Origin of the sequence: Corynebacterium sp. HMSC074C01, from assembly GCF_001814605.1 — a bacterium.
Classification (GTDB): Bacteria; Actinomycetota; Actinomycetes; order Mycobacteriales; family Mycobacteriaceae; genus Corynebacterium.
Genome location: NZ_KV817280.1, coordinates 102,003 through 115,769 on the forward strand (window position 1 = coordinate 102,003; position 13,767 = coordinate 115,769).

At 60.5% G+C, this 13,767-nt stretch carries 14 protein-coding genes and 6 tRNA genes (1 of these 20 cut by a window edge); 8 read left to right on the top strand and 12 right to left on the bottom strand.

The window, feature by feature from the left end; translation table 11 throughout:
* The 5 genes from HMPREF2978_RS13335 to HMPREF2978_RS07090 all read right to left on the bottom strand — a co-directional run.
* Window positions 1-50: transfer RNA gene (locus tag HMPREF2978_RS13335), tRNA-Val, on the bottom strand (it extends 128 nt beyond the left edge of the window).
* 32 nt (window positions 51-82) lie between these two features.
* Window positions 83-153: transfer RNA gene (locus tag HMPREF2978_RS07075), tRNA-Cys, on the bottom strand.
* Window positions 154-184: 31 nt separating this feature from the next.
* Window positions 185-260: transfer RNA gene (locus HMPREF2978_RS07080), tRNA-Gly, on the bottom strand.
* A 38-nt stretch (window positions 261-298) separates the two neighbouring features.
* A tRNA-Val gene (locus HMPREF2978_RS07085) sits at window positions 299-370 on the bottom strand.
* A 61-nt stretch (window positions 371-431) separates the two neighbouring features.
* Window positions 432-507, bottom strand: a tRNA-Gly gene (locus tag HMPREF2978_RS07090).
* A gap of 267 nt (window positions 508-774) precedes the next feature.
* Here HMPREF2978_RS07090 and HMPREF2978_RS07095 point away from each other — a divergent pair.
* From HMPREF2978_RS07095 to msrB, 4 genes are all read left to right on the top strand, one after another.
* A tRNA-Val gene (locus HMPREF2978_RS07095) sits at window positions 775-846 on the top strand.
* Window positions 847-954: 108 nt separating this feature from the next.
* Window positions 955-1,605, top strand: a complete 651-nt coding sequence (locus HMPREF2978_RS07100) for a dihydrofolate reductase family protein (RefSeq protein ID WP_070744789.1) — start codon at window positions 955-957, stop codon at window positions 1,603-1,605.
* 11 nt (window positions 1,606-1,616) lie between these two features.
* Window positions 1,617-2,813 (top strand): glycosyltransferase family 87 protein, encoded by a 1,197-nt coding sequence (locus HMPREF2978_RS07105; protein WP_070744790.1) that lies wholly within the window; start codon window positions 1,617-1,619, stop codon window positions 2,811-2,813.
* Window positions 2,810-3,223 (top strand): peptide-methionine (R)-S-oxide reductase MsrB, encoded by a 414-nt coding sequence (gene msrB / locus HMPREF2978_RS07110; protein ID WP_070744796.1) that lies wholly within the window; start codon window positions 2,810-2,812, stop codon window positions 3,221-3,223. The genes HMPREF2978_RS07105 and msrB overlap by 4 nt, the downstream gene beginning before the upstream one ends.
* Window positions 3,224-3,257: 34 nt before the next feature.
* Here the strand turns inward: msrB and hemQ are convergent, their stop codons facing one another.
* Window positions 3,258-3,959, bottom strand: coding sequence for a hydrogen peroxide-dependent heme synthase (hemQ, locus tag HMPREF2978_RS07115; RefSeq protein ID WP_010190203.1), 702 nt, complete (start codon window positions 3,957-3,959; stop codon window positions 3,258-3,260).
* Between the two features lie 176 nt (window positions 3,960-4,135).
* On the opposite strand from hemQ, the gene HMPREF2978_RS07120 reads away from it, so the two are divergent.
* Window positions 4,136-4,750, top strand: a complete 615-nt coding sequence (locus HMPREF2978_RS07120) for a DUF3000 domain-containing protein (RefSeq protein WP_070527607.1) — start codon at window positions 4,136-4,138, stop codon at window positions 4,748-4,750.
* A gap of 1 nt (window position 4,751) precedes the next feature.
* Window positions 4,752-5,975, top strand: a complete 1,224-nt coding sequence (locus tag HMPREF2978_RS07125; RefSeq protein WP_070744798.1) for an HRDC domain-containing protein — start codon at window positions 4,752-4,754, stop codon at window positions 5,973-5,975.
* 20 nt (window positions 5,976-5,995) lie between these two features.
* Here HMPREF2978_RS07125 and dxs read toward each other — a convergent pair whose 3' ends face one another.
* From dxs to dut, 5 genes are all read right to left on the bottom strand, one after another.
* Window positions 5,996-7,894: a 1-deoxy-D-xylulose-5-phosphate synthase gene (gene dxs, locus HMPREF2978_RS07130; protein WP_070744800.1), complete on the bottom strand. Its 1,899-nt coding sequence runs from the start codon at window positions 7,892-7,894 to the stop codon at window positions 5,996-5,998.
* Between the two features lie 114 nt (window positions 7,895-8,008).
* The gene (locus tag HMPREF2978_RS07135; RefSeq protein WP_070527288.1) at window positions 8,009-9,295 is read right to left on the bottom strand and encodes a class I SAM-dependent RNA methyltransferase; all 1,287 of its coding nucleotides are present in this window, start codon (window positions 9,293-9,295) and stop codon (window positions 8,009-8,011) included.
* Window positions 9,292-10,047, bottom strand: a complete 756-nt coding sequence (locus tag HMPREF2978_RS07140) for a DUF3159 domain-containing protein (protein WP_070527285.1) — start codon at window positions 10,045-10,047, stop codon at window positions 9,292-9,294. The genes HMPREF2978_RS07135 and HMPREF2978_RS07140 overlap by 4 nt, the downstream gene beginning before the upstream one ends.
* A gap of 55 nt (window positions 10,048-10,102) precedes the next feature.
* A complete protein-coding gene (locus HMPREF2978_RS07145; protein ID WP_070527282.1) occupies window positions 10,103-11,017 on the bottom strand; it encodes a DUF3710 domain-containing protein in 915 nt (304 codons plus the stop codon).
* A gap of 45 nt (window positions 11,018-11,062) precedes the next feature.
* On the bottom strand, window positions 11,063-11,539 hold the full coding sequence (dut, locus tag HMPREF2978_RS07150; protein ID WP_010190213.1) for a dUTP diphosphatase: 477 nt from the start codon (window positions 11,537-11,539) through the stop codon (window positions 11,063-11,065).
* Between the two features lie 113 nt (window positions 11,540-11,652).
* On the opposite strand from dut, the gene HMPREF2978_RS07155 reads away from it, so the two are divergent.
* Window positions 11,653-12,180, top strand: a complete 528-nt coding sequence (locus HMPREF2978_RS07155) for a DUF3093 domain-containing protein (RefSeq protein ID WP_070527279.1) — start codon at window positions 11,653-11,655, stop codon at window positions 12,178-12,180.
* Window positions 12,181-12,239: 59 nt separating this feature from the next.
* Here HMPREF2978_RS07155 and HMPREF2978_RS07160 read toward each other — a convergent pair whose 3' ends face one another.
* Window positions 12,240-12,530, bottom strand: a complete 291-nt coding sequence (locus HMPREF2978_RS07160) for a DUF4193 domain-containing protein (protein WP_070446770.1) — start codon at window positions 12,528-12,530, stop codon at window positions 12,240-12,242.
* Between the two features lie 334 nt (window positions 12,531-12,864).
* Here HMPREF2978_RS07160 and ppgK point away from each other — a divergent pair, with 334 nt between their 5' ends.
* Window positions 12,865-13,662, top strand: a complete 798-nt coding sequence (ppgK, locus tag HMPREF2978_RS07165) for a polyphosphate--glucose phosphotransferase (protein WP_070527276.1) — start codon at window positions 12,865-12,867, stop codon at window positions 13,660-13,662.
* Window positions 13,663-13,767 lie beyond the last annotated feature (105 nt).

The window sequence follows — 13,767 nt, forward strand, 5'->3', positions numbered from 1 at the left end:
AGTGACCTCTTCCGTGTCAGGGAAGCGCTCTCCCGCTGAGCTAAACGCGCTCACTGCACCCAGAATTGGGTGCCAGCTCTTGAGGTGGAAACGGGAATCGAACCCGTGTGCACGGTTTTGCAGACCGTTGCCTCACCACTCGGCCATTCCACCGTGGCGATACCGCCTCACACACTACATGTGCTGGAGCGGATGACGAGACTCGAACTCGCGACCCTCACCTTGGCAAGGTGATGCGCTACCAACTGCGCTACATCCGCATTCGAAACCAGGCCCGGTTTCTAGGACTAAGTCCTTGTGCGCGATACTGGGATTGAACCAGTGACCTCTTCCGTGTCAGGGAAGCGCTCTCCCACTGAGCTAATCGCGCTTATGCATTTATCAAGACCTTCCGTTCATCGATACCAATAAGCGTGATATCAAGAAAGTCTTGGAGCGGATGACGAGACTCGAACTCGCGACCCTCACCTTGGCAAGGTGATGCGCTACCAACTGCGCTACATCCGCATTGCACGTTCCCGGCTGGTATGCCGTGGTGCGAGAAGAAACTTTATCGTGCACCGCCCCAGTTTCCAAATCCGCAGCCCACAGCACTATTCGCAGGCCACACTGCAGCAGGTAGATTACATCGATGTCATTGAGACTTCGACAACACAGCACACCGGCGTGCGCCACCACCTTGAGCTACAAGCTCCGTCAAACTCTGCTCACCCTAGTTGAGCTGGACGATTAGGGGGTTGCCATCACCGCAGTGTACTTTAAGTTCTGCACCGAGGTTCTATAGCTCAGTGGGAGAGCGTTCCGTTCACACCGGAAAGGTCGCTGGTTCAATCCCAGCTAGGACCACTCTTTAAGACCGCAGCTAGCTGCGGTCTTTTTTCGTTTATCGGACTATCCTTAACCCAGACTTTTGCTCGCACTTGAGTCTGAGCCTAGGCCACGTACGCTGGCCACATGGACAACACCGCACTCATCGACACGCTGCTTGGCCCTGATAGTGAGGGCATCCGACTCAACGCCGTGAGTACGCTCCACGGATCCGCAACCATCGACGGAACCTCAGGTCCGATGGGCAACGACACTGACGCCGAGCTCTTCGCGGCCTTGCGCGAATGGGCCGAGGTTACCGTGGTGGGCTCAGCAACGGTGAAGGCAGAATCCTATGGGCCCGCGAGCAACACGCGCCTCGCTGTACTCAGCCACTCCCTTGACTTTGCCGGGTTCGAAGATTTTATAGCCTCTGGCCCTGTTGTTCTCACCCCGGAGGAACGCGCATCTTCACCCGAGGCACGGCGCTTAGCCGACGCTGGTGCCGAAATCATCAGCACAGGTACCGGAACCATGAGCGAGGCTATTTCAGCTCTTCGTGCCCAGGGCGCACGCCGCATCAGTTGCGAAGGTGGACCATCAGTCTACTCCGCCTTTATCGCAGAAGGCCTCGTGGGCAAGCTTTATTTGACGCTTGATCCGCACCTATCCCCTTCCGTCGAAAAGCCCGTCGTTAACGGCGAGGCCACCTCCCCCGCGCTTAAGCTCGAGCTGGAGAACGTCACCGCCGTCGCCAACACGGTGTTTCTGCGCTACCGGCGCACTCAGACCCCGTAAACTGTGCTGCCGTGACTTCTCCGGCTCCCTCACTCTCAGCTCCTGCGCGACTATGGACGGCCGCCGCGTGGCCCGCCGCCATCGTCTTGGTCTTTCATCGCATCTTCGTGCTCGCCTTCAACGGCACGGTGACTGATGATTTCGGCACCGTCTACCGCGCGATCCGGAACCTGTGGGAGGGCACCCCGGTCTACGAGCAAAACTATTCTTTCGTCGAACCGCTCTACCTGTATAACCCAGGCGCCACGGTTCTCCTGTCCCCCTTGGGTCTCGTGTCCGAGGAACACGCGCGCATCGCCTTCATTCTGGCCAACGCCGCCGCCATCATTGCCGCTTTGGCCGTGCTGACCCGCTTCGTAGGCCACAGCCTGCGAGGCCCGCTGTGGCCGGTCAGTATCGCCGCAGCCTTCGCTACCGAATCAGTCATCAACACGTTGGTCTTTACCAACATCAACGGCGTGCTTCTGCTCGCGATGGTGGCGTTCCTGGCTTTGCTGGATAAACACGGGTGGGCCGCTGGCTTGTGCATCGGGCTGGCAATCTTGGTCAAGCCGCAATTTGCCCCGCTGCTCTTCCTCGCCTTGGTGCGCAAGCGCTGGCTCACTGTAGGTTTGGGCGTGGCCATACCGCTGGTGAGCAACCTTGCGGCTTGGCCGTTCGTTCCGGGCGTGGAGGGCTTCCGCGCCAACCTTCTTCCCTACCTGGCCACCACGCGCGATTATGCCAACGCCTCCTGGCCGGGTGTGCGCGCCTACTTCGAACTCCCCGGCATCGTCTACTACCCCATCTGGTTGCTCTTCGCGGCCCTGGCCGCAGTGGCGATCCTCGGTCTGCTGCGCTGGCGCGAAAGTGAGCCCACCTTCTGGGCGCTGAGCACCAGTGGTGCCATCATGGTCGGAATCTTCTTCCTTTCTTCCTTAGGCCAGCAGTACTACTCCATGTGGCTTATCCCCATGCTGTTTACTGTGATGCTCGAGCGCTCGGTCTTCCGCACGTGGGGAGCATGGTTGGCCGCATTTTTATTCTTGGCGCCGCTCGAATGGACGTCGACAAGCATGCCCACCGCCGCACACTGGATGAGCGTCTTCATCGCCACCCTTGGGTGGGGACTGCTCATTGTGGTGAGCGCCGCCTCCGTGGCCGGCTGGTGGTCCGCGGAACGAGGGGCTAGCCCAAAGCCTCAGGCGGGCGATAAAATCCCCGCATGACTGATTTCAAGCTCATTGCTGATACCGAATGGCGCAAGCGGCTAAGCGCCGAGGAGTACCGCGTCCTGCGCGAGGCCGGAACGGAAGCACCGCACGTCGGTGAATACACCAACACCACCACCGAGGGCGTGTACTCCTGCCGAGCCTGCGGCGCCGAGCTCTTCCGCTCCACGGAAAAGTTTGAATCGCACTGCGGCTGGCCGTCCTTCTTCTCCCCTCTGGCCGGCGACGCCATCATTGAGCGCGAGGATAATTCACTGGGCATGCGCCGCATCGAAGTGCTATGTGCAAACTGCGAGTCTCACCTTGGACACGTCTTCGAAGGCGAGGGCTATGATACGCCAACGGACCTGCGCTACTGCATTAATTCCATCTGCCTCAACCTAGAAGAAAAGCCGGTCGAGGACTAAACCCTCAACCGGCTTCCGGCAAAATCGCGCCCCTTTAAGGCAGGATCGCGATGAGCTCAGCCACATCCTTCACGCGACGGCCGGTGTGGAAGGGAATCTCCTCGCGCACGTGGTGGCGAGCCTCGGTGTAGCGCATCAGGTACATCAGGTCCACGATGCGGTGCAGTTCCGGGGCCTCAAAAGCCAGGATCCACTCGTAGTCACCCAGTGCGAAGGCCGGCACAGTGTTCGCGCGCACATCCGGGTAGTCGCGCGCCTGCATACCGTGCTCCATGAGGATACGGCGGCGCTTTTCCTCATCCATGGTGTACCAGTCGTAAGAGCGCACGAAGGGGTAAACGGAAATCCACTCACCGGGCTCCTCGCCCATAATGAAGGACGGCAGGTGAGACTTGTTGAACTCTGCCGGGCGGTGCAAAGCATTTCCTACCCACGTCACCTCAGAAACCTGGCCCAGGACGGTCTCGCGGCGGAAGTCCGCGAAGGCCTTCTGGATGTCGGCGAATTCTTCCGCGTGCCACCAGATCATGTAATCAGCGCTCTCCCGCATCCCGGACAGATCATAGATACCGCGCACGGTAACCACGCCTGCTTCCTCAAGCTCAGAGAAGAACTTCTGCGCCTGCGCGACGATCTCCTCGCGCTCCGTTCCCAACGCACCCGGGATGACCTGAAAAACCGCGTGCTGCGAATAGCGCTGGACCTTGTTGAGCTCGGCGAAGTTGACCTTCGACATGCCTTTCTCCTTCTTTCAACCGACAGAGTTTCTTATCCATCATAAGTTGGAGGCGCCCCCGCGCGCCACTAGCCTTTCGGCGCGCCTTCCACCGCCACACGGGCGGAGCTTATACCTTGATCCCCGTGAGCAATTCCGACGTTTCTTCGCGCAACCTCGCAGGGGCACCGACCAACCTGCACGATCGCGCCGCCGCCTCTTCTACCGAATCGCGCCCTGCGGAGCCGAGCACTCCGACCGCCTTCACAGAGGCCGTCGAGTCCCTCCATGCCGCACAGCTGCGCCCAGAAATCACCTTGGGCACCATCCGCCCACCGCAACGCCTGGCCCCATTCAGCCACGCCATCGGCCTCGAGGTTGAGCGCAAAGAACACGGGGACCTCATCCCTACTGACTCTGAAGGCGATGCCTTCGGCCGCCTCATCCTGCTGCACGACCCAGGTGCGGAAGAAGCCTGGGAAGGGGCGATGCGCCTGGTGGCCTACATCCAGGCAGACTTGGACGATGCTGTCGCCGGCGACCCGCTGCTTCCCGACGTCGCCTGGGAATGGCTCACTGAATCTCTCGACGTGCGCGAGGCTACCCATACGAACTTGGGCGGCACCGTCACCTCGACCGCTTCCGTTCGTTTCGGCGAAATCGGCGGACCACCGCGCGCCTACCAATTAGAAATGCGCGCCTCGTGGACCGCATCCGGCCTGGATCTCGCCCCACACGTCGAAGCTTTTGCGCAAGTCCTCTCCCTCGTCGCTGGTCTGCCACCAGAGGGCGTAGCCGAACTCGGACGCTAAGATGAGCGAATTGCGCCAGGTACCGGTTGATGGAACGCCGAAAGTCCTGCTTTCTCCCCGTGAGTTTCAGGCCGGTGCCGCCCGCTTAGCTTCGGGAACTGGGCCATTTGCCATCGACACCGAACGCGCCTCGTCCTATCGTTTTGATGACCGCGCCTTCCTCGTGCAAATCCGCCGAGAAGGTGCGGGCACGTTCTTGTTCGCCCCCGAGCACCACCGCGATGAGCTCCGCGTAGCACTCGCACCGGTGCTCAATGGACAAGAGTGGGTGGTCCATGCCGCCCCCTCCGATCTCCCTAGCCTAGCGTGGCTAGGTTTATACCCAGGCTTACTGTTCGATACTGAGCTGGCTGCCCGCTTCGCCGGTTTCGCACACCCTAACTTGGCCGCAATGGTGCTGGAGCTTTTCGACGTTGAACTGGAAAAAGGATACGGCGACTCCGATTGGTCCGAAACCCCCATCCCGCGGAAGTGGCGCAATTATGCAGCGCTCGACGTCGAGCTTCTCAACGAGCTCGCCGTGACACTGCGAGATATTCTTGCGGAACAGGACAAGCTCGACTGGGCTTATGAAGAGTTTGAGAAGATTGTCGAAGACCACGCCCGCATCACTGGCCCCGAGCCTCGTTCCTGGCGGGATCTTAAGGGCGTCTCCTCTCTACGCTCCCGTGAGCAACTCGCGGTGGCTCGTGAGTTGTGGCAGCGACGCGAATCCATCGCCCGCTCCCAGGACATCGCACCGAACCGAGTGCTGTCGCACCGCGTGATCGTAGAAATCGCGCGCCGCGTGCCCCGTTCCCCGCACGAAATCAATCAAGTTAAAGGCTTCCCCCGCCGCCGCGGCGGCGCCACCTTGCGCTGGTTCGATGCCGTCGAGACCGCCCTTGCTAGCCCGCGCCAGCAGTGGCCGAAGGCGTTGCGCAGCCCACACCCGGTTCCTTCCAAATCAGTTTTTAACCGGGATTTCCCCGAGCTATGGCAGCTCTATACCGAGATCCGTGGTGATTTCGAAGACCTCGGTGAAGATCTGGGCATGAGCTACGAACTGATCCTCAAACCCAGCTTGGTCCGCACTGTAGTCTGGGCGGCCTGCGGGCCTGAAGGCGGTGTGGCGGGCGAAATCGCAGCAGACGCCGATATCCCCGACTTCCTGCGTTCCCAGGGCGCGCGCGAATGGCAGGTGGAGCTGTCCACGCCGCTCCTGCGTCGCGGACTGGCGCGGTAGCGCCCCGCTCCCCCGCGCTTTTAGCTCCGAGCAGCTACCCACTCATTCACGGATTCCGCGATGCCCTCCGGGGTCAGCCCGAATTCCTTGAGGATTTCTCCGCGGCTGGCATGCTTCGGGAAGCAACCAGGCACGCCGAGGCGATGCACCGGGGTATCTACATCAGCGGCGTCGAGTGCCTCCGCAACCATTGAACCAACGCCGCCCCGCAAGAGGCCGTCCTCCACCGTGACCACAAGATCATGATCTGCCGCCAACGCAACAACGGATTGCGGGACTGGTACCGGCCAGCGCGGATCGACGACGGTCACGTTGAAACCTTGTGCTTCCAGTAACTCGGCAGCACCCAAGGAACGAGCGCTCATCGCTCCGACGGAGACGATGAGCACATCGGTTGCCTCAGTCGGTGATTCGGCAGCATCGGTATAGCGCAAGATATCTACCCCGTCATCGAGGCGCTTGATCGCCTCACGGTCCTCCAGGAGATTGCCCTTAGGGAAGCGCACCACCGTGGGACCATCCTCAATAGCAATGGCCTCATTGAAAAGCTCACGCAGACGAGCGCCATCGCGTGGTGCGGCAATGCGCATCCCCGGGACGATGCTCATCAACGCCATGTCCCACACTCCGTTGTGCGAAGGGCCATCAGAGCCCGTGATACCGGCGCGGTCGAGCACGATGGTGACGGGCAGCTTGAGCAGCGCAATGTCCATGACAACTTGGTCGACTGCACGGTTAAGGAAGGTGGAGTACACAGCCACCACTGGGTGCATTCCTGCCAGCGCTAAACCGGAGGCGGAGGCCATGGCATGCTGTTCCGCGATGCCAACATCGAAGAATCGCTCTGGGAATTCCTCCTGGAAGGGCGCAAGGCCCGTCGGCCCCGCCATAGCAGCGGTAATAGCCACGATATCCTCGCGCGCATGACCGGCCTTGATGAGTTCCTCGGAAAAAGCCGCAGTCCATCCCGGCTGCTTCTGTCCCTTGGATACACCGGTGACCGGGTCGATAGCTCCGGTGGAGTGCATCTGGTCCTTCGGCTCATTGACCGCCGGGGCAAAGCCATGCCCCTTCTCCGTGACGGTGTGCACGATGATGGGACCGTCGTAGTCCCGGGCATAGCTCAGCGCCCGGACCACCGCGTCGATATCGTGGCCATTGATGGGGCCAATGTATTTGATTCCCAGCTCTGGGAACATCTCGGTGGGCAGAACGGTGGACTTTACGCCCTCCTTGACTGCGTGCAGAGCATCAAAGGTACGCTCGCCCACCCAGCCCATCGACTTCAGGCGCTTCTTGCCCAGCTCCATGAACTCGTCATAACCATGCTGTGCACGAATGCGCCCGAGGTTCTCCGAAAGTCCACCAATGGTCGGCGAATAGGAGCGGCCATTGTCGTTAACGATGATGACGACGTTGCGGTCTTTATCCGCAGAGATGTTGTTCAGTGCCTCCCAGCACATGCCACCGGTGAGGGCACCATCACCGACGACCGCCACAGCATTGCGGTGCGATTCACCACGAATCTTGAATGCCTTGGAAAGGCCGTCCACCGTGGATAGCGCTGCCGAGGCGTGTGAGGATTCGGTCCAGTCGTGTTCCGATTCCCCACGGTCCGTGTACCCAGATAAGCCGCCTTTCTGGCGCAAGGAATCAAACTGGTTGGCACGGCCGGTGAGCATTTTGTGCACATAAGACTGATGGGAGGTATCGAAGACGATGGGGTCCCGCGGGGAATCGAAGACGCGGTGGATCGCCACCGTGAGCTCCACAACGCCCAGGTTGGGCCCGAGGTGACCGCCCGTAGCGGACACCTTCTCAATCAAGCGCTGGCGGATATCCGCCGCGAGCTCAACCAGTTGCGTCTTGCTCAGGGCTTTGAGATCGCCTGGTGATTGAATGGAATCCAGAATGCCCATAGAGCTTGCCTTAAACCCCTTCATCGATCGTTTTCTTCTCTACCACCGTACCCGCTTATACACGTGACACGTCAATCATTACCCCGGGATCTTCCACCGCGGATGCATCCTGCCTTATGCCGCAGGAACCAGCAGCGCCAAGGTCTCAAAATGGTGTGTTCCCGGAAAGGCATTCACCATGGCTAAACGCTCTATACGGTAGCCGTGCTCAGACCATGCAGCGATATCACGTGCAAACGTCGCGGGGTCACAGCCAATGTGAAGGACGCGCTGCGGCGCCGCGGCAGCAATGGCCTCCACCACCTCAACACCCGCACCGGTACGCGGGGGATCCAAAATAACCGTTGCTGGCCGCGGCAGCTGGCTTGCGGCCTGCTCCACCTTAGCCGTCCGGAAGTGCACATCAATGTCCGCAAGCCCCGGCTGCGCTGCCGCGGCCGCCGGCGAGTAGTCGACGGAATACACCGTAGTATGGCCGCCCTCAGGTGCGGTGACTTCAGCAAGAGCGGGAACAAACAGCCCCACTCCTCCATAGAGATCCCAAGCCACTGCAGCGGCCTCGGATTCCTGTGCAGGTTTATTCTCTCCAGCCTCTGCCGCGAGCCACTGGCGTGCCAGGCGCGTGTAGGTATCGGGTGCGCCGATGTGCGCCTGCCAAAAGGCGGTGGGCGGAAAGTGAAACTCGTGGCCATCTGCACGTTGAACTACGTCCTGCGTCGGGGCTTCAATGACCTCCCGAATGGTCTCGATGCGTCGGCCGCGCGGCGCTTTCCGGGTCTCCACGACGTGCCGGTTACCGTCGCTGTCCACAACCGCGATGACCTCCGCGCCAGGGCTAAATGTGCGAGCCTCCGGTCCCACCAGACCGCTAACGAGGCCCGGTGCCAGCTGGCTGCAGGCCACATCCGTAATCAGCTCCGTGGAGCCACGCTTGCGCACGCCGGCACGGCCTTGCTTGTCGACACCCAACCTCACCCGCGTGCGCCATCCACGCTGGGGCGCCACATCGATGGATTCAATGTCGGGCACCTCCTCGAGGCGAGCCACTCGGCGCAGCTGGTCCCGCAAAACCGCGACCTTGATGCCTGGTTCCGCCGCGGAATCTAGCTCGGCGAAATCGCAGCACCCTGCACCTCGCTGCGCAGCCGGGCACGCAGATTCAACGCGGTCAGGGCTTGCCTTGAGCACTGCATTGACTTCCGCTTCGACGAAGGATTTCTTCACCTTTGTGGCGGTTACCGTCACCTGGTCTCCGGGAAAGGCGCCGGGGACAAAACACACACGCCCGTCGGGTGCTGCGCCGATTCCGACACCGCCGTGTCCCATGCGCTCGATGGTGGTATCGAAAGACTGGCCTTTGGTGATGGCTGCGCTCTCAGCGTTCCGCTCAGTCTTAGTCATGAGTTTTCTCCTTGAGTATTTTCGGAGCCCTGCGCTTCCTCAACAGCAGCGTTGGCGCGGCGCACCATCCAGACTGTCAGGATGGTGACGATTCCGGTCAACGGCCACCCCATGAGGATGCGAACGATGCCGAGGGTGGTGGTTTCATCGGCGTCGTATAACGCGCGCTGCACTATGAACCGGGCGATGAAGACTGCGGCCCACCCCGCCGTTGCCAAGGCATAAGCCTGCCGAGCCTTCGGGATTGTGCGCCACCCCATGTCATCGCCGTTGAGGCCCTTCCAGACCACGCCCACGAGCGGCCAACGAACGATGATGGAGATCACCGCCACGATGAACAGTACGAGCGACATCCAAATTCCGTAAAGGAAGTATCCCTTGGCATCCCCGGTAAACCACGCAATGGCGGCGCAAATAGCCACTCCCAATAGCCCGGAGAAAGCTGGTTGCAGAGTCTCCTTGCGGGCCAAACGCCACAGGCTGATGGCCAATGCCACGCCGAGCGCCGCAGCCAGAGCTGGTCCCAGACCCCAAACGTTATTGACTGGGATGAGAACCAGCACTGGCAAGGTCGCAGACACGAGCCCAGTCAGGCCTCCCATCTGTTCGAGCAACGATGGTTCCGCCTCGGCATCTGGGACCACGGCCCTTGCCTGCGGTGACGTATCGGTACTCGGCCCCGCGGTATATGCGGGGTTGGGGTCGGTGCCGCGCTCGGTGAAATCGTGCTCTTCAGGCGTAGGGGTGGTCACGTGTTCTAAGAATCCTTTTCGCTAGTGCCGGGGAAAGAAAACAACGTTTAAGGGTCTAGTTCTTCTCGTTGTCTTCGAGGTCCCGCAACTGTTCGCGGGCTTGGGCTTCCGCGGCGTTCTCGGCGCCCTCGGTAGCTGATCCTGCCTCCGGTGCTGCAGCGTTGTCTGCATCGGCGGCCTGCTGCTGGCGCTCCTTCAGGGCCTGCTGAACTTGCTCAGCGAGTCGCTGCGGCAGCATAACAGGAAGCGAACTTCCGGCCAGGATAGGCTCCTCACCACGATAGATGAAGGTGCGGGCGACGACTTCACGCCCCAGCTTTGCGAGCTCTTCTTCCTTGCCCGCCGGGGCAGCCAGGGTCAATCGGTACATCCACCGCGGTCCCTCCACGCCGATGATGCGGATACCGCCCTTGTCGCTGGAGCCAACAATTTCAGATCCCCAAGGCCCGTCCTCTGGGTGCGCGGCAAACCCATCGGCTTCCAAGCCTTGGACGATATCCTCTGCAGATTCCGCCCATTGCCCTGGCGTGCGCGGCGCGGCAAAGGCCACGGGGGTCATGCGGCCGTGCGGGGTAAGGATGTGGAGCATGCGCGGGCCGTCTTGGCCCATCTCCACCTGGACCTGCGAGCCCTTGGGCAGCGGGATACGCATGGAACCCAAGTCCAGCAAACCAACCGAAAAATCCTCAAAGTTGAACTCGGCAATATCAACGTTATCGCCGTCGTAGGGTCCCATCTCCCCGTTGATGGCATCATGTGCCACGGCCTTCAGCCCGGTAACACCATGAGAATCATCGTTGTCTTCCCGGACTAGGCCAGCGTTGGAATCGGCAGGAGCCGAGGCAACGGTATCGTCCACGGCCTCTGCTGCCTCCGAAACAGCCTCGTCCTGACGGACATCCGGGTTCTTCCCCGCGTCCTCTGTCTTATTCTCGTCCTTCTTCTTTTTGCCAAAGGGCCACATCGCCATGGTTAGTGCCTTCCTTAATTCGTGTGTGTTACCGGTCTATTCGAGTCAGTTGACGCCAGTGGAGCCGTAACCGCCTTCACCGCGAGCGGTGTCATCGAGTTCCTCAACCTCACGGAAACCCACCAACTCCACGCGTTGCACAAGGAGCTGGGCAATACGCATTCCCCGCTCAACCTCAAAAGTTTCTACTGGGTCGTGATTAATAAGGCAGACTTTAATCTCACCGCGGTACTCCGCATCGATGGTGCCTGGTGTGTTAACCACGGAAATCCCGTGCTTGGCTGCCAGGCCGGAGCGAGGGTGGACCAAGCCAACCGTGCCCATCGGCAGGGCAAGGGCTATACCCGTGCCAACTAAAGCCCGCTCGCCGGGACGCAGAGTGACATCGTGTGCAGCATAGAGATCCGCACCGGCATCGCCACGGTGGGCGCGCTGCGGCAGCGGAAGCTCCTTATCAAGGCGCTTGACCTGAATCTCACCAAAAGGACTTACCGGATCTACGAGGGGATGTTGCTCATTCACGCGGCCCAGCCTACCTTGCCACCGCCGTGCCCTACTCACGGGCTGGGGCCTAGAGGCTGCGTCTACTCGGCGCGTTGGGTTCTCCCCTTCCCCGACGACTAGACTCTGAAGCCATGACTTCGAGTTCTTCGTCTGCTTCCCCCTCGACGGCTGCCGAATCCCCCGTCATCCTTTACCGCGAGCGCCAGTGGGTGCCGTGGCACTGGTGGTTGATGGCGGCCGCCGTTGTGGCGATCTCTACAGCCACGGTCAGCCTCAACCGCGGAATCATGTGGGTCATCATCCCCGCTATTCTGCTCAGCGCCATCGCCGCGTGGGTTCTCTTAGCTTGGTCCAACACGGTGGTGCAAGTGGAACAAGATGCCGACGGCACGCGGTGGCTCACTGTGAAGGATGCGCAGCTGCCGCATGATGTCGTCTCCCGCAGCACCGCGGTGCCGGCCACCGCGCGTCGCAATGCGTTGGGCCCACAGCTCGATCCCGCTGCATTCCTCGTGACGCATGGTTGGGTGCCAGAACATGTGATGCTTGTCCTCGATGACCCAGAGGACCCGACACCTTATTGGCTGATCGGCTCTAAGAATCCCGACAAGCTACTTACGGCCTTCGTTCCCGAACAGGCCGCTGCTGCCAAGGCCTAAATGCTGCGTGCAAAACCAGGGAGCTCATTAGATCAGCTAATTGGCTGAACCCCTATGAGCTAAGCGCAGTCCATGCAGACGGGCTGCCCGTCTTCTTCATGGTCCAGGCGCTTATTGGACTGCACCAAGTAGCACACGGAGCAGGTGAACTCGTTTTCCTTGCGCGGCACGACAGTGACGTTGAGTTCCTCGCCCGTCAGGTCTACTGACGGCGGCTCGAAAGCCTCGACGATTTCGCCATCGTCATCCATGCCATTGTTGTCATTTTCAGCCGCCTTCAAGCCCTCGAGGGAGTCAGCCTCGAGCTCATCTTCAGCGCGGCGACGCGGTGCGTCATAGTCGGTGGCCATAATACTTGCCTCTGTGAGTTAGATAGATAGGTACGTGTATTTATCGACGGCATCCTAAACCACACAGGCCCGCCTGTCACACTCGCCCCGCCGTGGGGGCACCACGCGACTCACCCTATTACCCCCTCCGCTCCTGCTTTCATAGTTGTGAGCTGCGAGTTTGCGCCTTTCGCATCGTGGAAGATTTTTCTGGGTAAAGCTCCTCACATCCCACCCACAATGCTTTGAGGAACGATGCGCCAGACGGCAAAAATCGGAGCGACTCTCCCCACACCTTCGGCGCAAATGCTGAAGTATCACCACATCATCGGGCGGCTAAACATAGACTGTCAGTATGACCGTGCAAGAAACACAGCAGCAGGATACGAATCCGAGCACCCAGCACCATAGCCATGCCTTCGGCATCGATGTTGGAGGCTCCGGCATCAAGGGTGCCGTAGTAGACCTCGCGACAGGAGAGTTCGTCGGCGACCGCCTCAAGATCGCCACGCCACAGCCTGCCACCCCCGACGCCGTTGCCACGGTGATCGCCCAGATCGTCGCTGAGAAGAACTGGGACGGCCCTGTCGGAATTACTATGCCCGCGGTGGTCAAAGAACAGATTATTCGCAGCGCAGCGAATATTGATAAGTCATGGATTGGGGTCGACGCGCAGGACTTGCTGGGCAAGTACCTCGATGCTCCTTTTACCGTGCTTAACGACGCCGACGCAGCCGGCCTCGCCGAGGTGGCCTACGGCGATGACGTTGCGCGCTCCGGCCCTGTCATCTTCCTTACCCTGGGCACCGGCATCGGCTCCGCCTTCCTGCTCGATGGTCAGCTCTTCCCCAATACGGAGATCGGCCACCTCATCGTCGGGAAAAAGGAGGCAGAGCACCAAGCCTCTTCCGCGGTCAAGGAACGTGAGGGGCTCAAGACTAAGCAGTGGGCAAAGCGCGTCAACCGAGTGCTCCACGAATACGAGGCGCTTTTTAATCCCTCAGCTTTTGTCATCGGCGGCGGAATCTCTCGGAAGTTTGACAAGTGGGGCGAGCACTTGAGCATCGAAACCCCAGTCGTTGCAGCTCAGCTCCGCAATCGCGCGGGCATCGTCGGGGCCGCAATGGCAGCGAAGGAAGGCATTCGCCCATAAACCGAGCAGAACCTATCTTCCCCAGTTGACCCCAGTCACCGCCTGGTAACAAAAATGATCTATACTGGGCTGTCGATTATCGAATATCCAGCGGCGCGCCTCCCC

What these genes read in the sequence shown, in the direction of transcription:
- dxs (WP_070744800.1), bottom strand. Translation starts at nt 7,894, where the DNA reads ATGGGCATTCTGGATTCCATTCAATCACCAGGCGATCTCAAAGCCCTG.
- HMPREF2978_RS07135 (WP_070527288.1), bottom strand. Translation starts at nt 9,295, where the DNA reads ATGACTAAGACTGAGCGGAACGCTGAGAGCGCAGCCATCACCAAAGGC.
- HMPREF2978_RS07125 (WP_070744798.1), top strand. Translation starts at nt 4,752, where the DNA reads ATGAGCGAATTGCGCCAGGTACCGGTTGATGGAACGCCGAAAGTCCTG.
- HMPREF2978_RS07145 (WP_070527282.1), bottom strand. Translation starts at nt 11,017, where the DNA reads ATGGCGATGTGGCCCTTTGGCAAAAAGAAGAAGGACGAGAATAAGACA.
- HMPREF2978_RS07155 (WP_070527279.1), top strand. Translation starts at nt 11,653, where the DNA reads ATGACTTCGAGTTCTTCGTCTGCTTCCCCCTCGACGGCTGCCGAATCC.
- HMPREF2978_RS07160 (WP_070446770.1), bottom strand. Translation starts at nt 12,530, where the DNA reads ATGGCCACCGACTATGACGCACCGCGTCGCCGCGCTGAAGATGAGCTC.
- ppgK (WP_070527276.1), top strand. Translation starts at nt 12,865, where the DNA reads ATGACCGTGCAAGAAACACAGCAGCAGGATACGAATCCGAGCACCCAG.
- msrB (WP_070744796.1), top strand. Translation starts at nt 2,810, where the DNA reads ATGACTGATTTCAAGCTCATTGCTGATACCGAATGGCGCAAGCGGCTA.
- HMPREF2978_RS07100 (WP_070744789.1), top strand. Translation starts at nt 955, where the DNA reads ATGGACAACACCGCACTCATCGACACGCTGCTTGGCCCTGATAGTGAG.
- hemQ (WP_010190203.1), bottom strand. Translation starts at nt 3,959, where the DNA reads ATGTCGAAGGTCAACTTCGCCGAGCTCAACAAGGTCCAGCGCTATTCG.